This window comes from Pseudomonas sp. CCNWLW23, from assembly GCF_037095675.1.
GTDB lineage: Bacteria > Pseudomonadota > Gammaproteobacteria > Pseudomonadales > Pseudomonadaceae > Aquipseudomonas > Aquipseudomonas atacamensis.
Map to the genome: position 1 here is coordinate 1 of NZ_JBAWKM010000053.1, position 1,254 is coordinate 1,254.

Annotated in this window: 2 protein-coding genes; both read left to right on the forward strand. The window is 54.5% G+C overall.

Annotation, left to right across the window (positions count from 1 at the left end; genetic code table 11):
* The coding region (locus tag V8J63_RS27630) for a hypothetical protein (RefSeq protein ID WP_336464964.1) at positions 1-213 on the forward strand (213 nt) is incomplete at its 5' end.
* 24 nt (positions 214-237) lie between these two features.
* Complete coding sequence (locus tag V8J63_RS27635) at positions 238-1,233, forward strand: IS110 family transposase (RefSeq protein WP_130927515.1); 996 nt, start codon at positions 238-240, stop codon at positions 1,231-1,233.
* Positions 1,234-1,254: the final 21 nt, after the last annotated feature.

Here is a 1,254-nt window from a genome sequence, read left to right on the forward strand (position 1 = left end):
TCTAAGCTCGCTGGTGCGACATACGAAGATGTGTTTCTGGGGGAGACCGATCGCTCCTTAAGGCAGGACTTGCTCCTGACCTTGTCTGTAGAGAGGTCCCCCCGCCTCATTGCCCACCACGAAGAGTATCGAGAAGCCGACGAGTCGGACTTCGCATTACAAGGTTGCAGTGGCATGAAGTTCGAGGTCAGGGGAACCAGGAAGCATTTTTAACTCAGTTCTCTTGGAGTTGAAAGCATGAACATGCACGTCGGCTTGGATGTGGGATCTCGCACTACAGCGATGGGCTGGCGCAATGGCGGCCGCTTTGCAGGTCAGTGCAATATCGACCAGACACCGGCGGGGCGCAAAGCTGCTGTCGGCAAATTGCTTGAGCTCAAGCCTATGTCTGTGGTGATGGAAGCCACAGGAATCTACTACCTGGACTTGGCCATGGAGCTCGCTGCGGCGGGTTTGCCAGTCTCGGTTATCAATCCGAAGAGTTTTCACAACTTTGCAAAACTGATGCTGAAAAACAGCAAGACGGACGCAATCGATGCCCAGTTATTAGCTGAGTACGGCGAACGCATGAGCCCAAGGTTGTGGACGCCGCCCACTTCAATACAGCTTGAACTGCGCGCTATCGGCCGCCACATCAATCGTTTGACGGGTCATCGCACCCGCGCCAAAAACGAGCTGCATGCACTAAAAGCCACTCAAACAACTCTTCTGATGCTGATTGAGGACGAAGAAGAAGCCATCAACGCCTTTGACAAACGAATCGAGCGTTTCCGACTAGCGGGTCGGGCATTGATCGACAACTGCCCAACGTTGAGCGCCCAGTTCGCCCACATGATCGCCGCCCCTGGCATGGGTGAGATCTCAGTATTTGCGGCGCTGGCTGAACTGACGACCTTACCGGTAACGCTCAAGTCGGCGCAGGTCAGCCGCCATGCCGGACTCGATGTCCGACTCACGCAATCAGGCACCAGCATTGATAAACCCGGCCGGATAAGTAAGGGCGGCAATGCCTATTTGCGCTCAGCGATGTACATGCCTGCGCTGACCGCCATACGTTGCGACCCAAACGTGAAAGCGTTTTACGAAGCCTTGGTGACTCGAGGAAAGAGAAAGATGCAGGCTATTGTCGCAGTCATGCGCAAATACCTGACCGGACTATGGGCCTGCATGCGGGCAGGCGAAGACTTCAGTACAGCCAAGCTTTTTAGCGGTAAACACACCCAAAAAGCTTGACCGTGAACAGAGTATCTACAG

Bases quoted from the DNA above. Each gene is read 5' to 3' on its own strand.
- V8J63_RS27635 (WP_130927515.1), top strand. From the start codon at position 238: ATGAACATGCACGTCGGCTTGGATGTGGGATCTCGCACTACAGCGATG.